We start from the raw sequence: 2,020 nt of genomic DNA, 5'->3' as shown, positions 1-2,020 counted from the left end.
ACATGGAGCTGACCCGCTTCGACCGAGCACAGGCGTACTGGACGCGGATGGGCTGGGCACCACGTGCACCGATCAAGACCGAGTCGCGGATCGACGTGCCGAAAGGTGGTCAGAAGCTGCCGATGGGCGCCGTGGTGTTTGGCGGCGTCGCGTGGGCGCAGAATCGTGGCGTGCGGGCCGTGCAGATCCGCATCGACGATGACGTGTGGCAGCCGGCTGAACTGGGCGCGAGCTATTCCAACGAGACGTGGCGGTTATGGAGCTTTCCCTGGCAGGCGAAAAGCCCCGGGAAACACACCATCACCGTGCGCGCCATCGACAACACCGGAGCTGCCCAAACTGCGGATCGGATTGGTACCGTTCCCGACGGCGCCACCGGATGGCACATGGTGGACTTCACCGTGTCGGAGCGGTGAAGGACTATTTCGACGACATTCTCCGCCAGCTGAATACCGCAATCGCGATGCCGACCAGCACCGTGATCGGACCAATGACGGACCAGGTCGTGGTGTTGCTCATCGGGCTACCAAGAAGCACTCCGAATCCCTGGAGCGCCCAAATCAGACCGAGCACTGCGACGATCAATCCGACCGCGAATGCAACGACGAAACCCCTTCTCATACAGGGATCCTACGCCGGAGCGGGGATGTCGCGCCTTGACCCAGCACAACCGGAACGATCCGGATCAGCCGTCCGCAAATCCGTCGGTCGCGGGTTCGAGCCCTGCCCGCCCCACCAATGGCCTGCTGCTCCTGCCGTTCGCTGGTGAATGTGAACGTTAATGCGAGTGGACGGCACGGCCCTTAGACAGCTGGGACGACCCGAAACACTGGATACTCGTCGACAATCCGCTCGAATTCGCTCAGTGGCGCCCGTCGGTCAATCGGGAAGAATGGGCGGGCGCCGGCGCTGACCTCGAGATAACGGCGCAAGACCGCGGCACGATTGTCGGAGAAGTCCTCCACCGAGGACACGTTCTCGCGCTTGCCCTGCAGCAAAACAGCGTGATTGTCGGCGCGCAGGTTGCGCACCCAGTTCGTCTTGTCGCCAAGCATGGCCACCAGGTAGCGCTCACCCTGGTAGGCGACAACAACTACGGGAAACGAGATCTTTCGCCCGGTCTTGCGTCCTCGAACCTCGATTGTGGCAGCTTGGCCTGGCCCGATACCGGCCGCGAAGGCGATGCCGAGCAAGCGGCTTAAGACGCGTGCCGAGCGATTTGGACGCCCGTTGCGGAACTGCCACCTCTGAAACGAGCTCACACCACCGCGCCGCATCACACCAGCCTTCCGCTACCAGATACGACGGGGTTCGCGTTGGCGAGGTCTCGGCTTTGCAGCTGCTCGTGTGGTCTTGCTCTAATCATGATGTGTCTCCTAGTTTTTGCTTCGCCCGGTGACCGTAAAATCTCGCGATGCGCTGGCTAGACCTGGGCCATGCCGCCATCGACGCTCAGTTCGGCACCGGCGACGAAGCTGCTGTCATCGGAGGCCAAAAACAGTGCGGCGGCGGCGATCTCTTCCGGGCGGCCCAATCGGTTGAGCGGTACAGCAGCGACGAACTGGGCCCTGATCTCTTTGGCGGCCTCCTCCGAGTCGGCCTGCTCGTTGAACATGGGCGTCTCGACCGGGCCCGGGCTCAACGTGTTGAACCGGATGCCGCGGTCGCCGAGCTCCCGTGTCCAGGTGCGGGTGTAGGAACGCAGCGCGGCTTTGGTTGCGCTGTAGGTGCTGTAGCCGTTAACGCCCACGTAGCCCGCGATCGAACCCAGCAGAATCACCGAGCCGCCGTTGCGAATCAGCGGGAGTGCCTTTTGCACGGTGAACAGCGTTGCGCGGGCGTTGACGTCGAAGGTGGCATCGAAATTCTCCTCGGTGATCTTGCCGAGATCTTCGGGCTCCACCCGGCCCGAACTGGTCACTAGGATGTCCAAGCCACCCTCGTGGTCGAGGACCGTCGCGAACAGCCGGTCCAAATCGGCGCTGTTGGTGACATCACCGGCCACGGTGGTCAGGCCGTC

The 2,020-nt window shown here is 63.0% G+C and carries 3 protein-coding genes and 1 pseudogene; 1 reads left to right on the top strand and 3 read right to left on the bottom strand.

Features of this window, described 5'->3' with window-relative positions:
• Positions 1–416 (top strand): annotated as a pseudogene (locus WAN71_RS26690) (oxidoreductase); the annotation flags it as partial.
• 4 nt (positions 417–420) lie between these two features.
• Here WAN71_RS26690 and WAN71_RS26685 read toward each other — a convergent pair.
• From WAN71_RS26685 to WAN71_RS26675, 3 genes are all read right to left on the bottom strand, one after another.
• The gene (locus WAN71_RS26685) at positions 421–621 is read right to left on the bottom strand and encodes a hypothetical protein (RefSeq protein WP_422228204.1); all 201 of its coding nucleotides are present in this window, start codon (positions 619–621) and stop codon (positions 421–423) included.
• Between the two features lie 182 nt (positions 622–803).
• The gene (locus WAN71_RS26680) at positions 804–1,262 is read right to left on the bottom strand and encodes a nitroreductase/quinone reductase family protein (protein ID WP_422228203.1); all 459 of its coding nucleotides are present in this window, start codon (positions 1,260–1,262) and stop codon (positions 804–806) included.
• A gap of 161 nt (positions 1,263–1,423) precedes the next feature.
• A partial coding sequence (locus WAN71_RS26675) for an SDR family NAD(P)-dependent oxidoreductase (RefSeq protein ID WP_422228202.1) occupies positions 1,424–2,020 on the bottom strand: 597 nt, incomplete at its 5' end.

Source organism: Mycobacterium sp. (genome assembly GCF_049280035.1).
Taxonomy (GTDB): domain Bacteria; phylum Actinomycetota; class Actinomycetes; order Mycobacteriales; family Mycobacteriaceae; genus Mycobacterium.
Note: the sequence above shows the minus strand (reverse complement) of the source record. Positions and strands in the feature narration are given on the sequence as shown.

Excerpts from the sequence above, each read along its gene's own strand:
- WAN71_RS26685 (WP_422228204.1), bottom strand. The coding sequence starts at position 621 with ATGAGAAGGGGTTTCGTCGTTGCATTCGCGGTCGGATTGATCGTCGCA.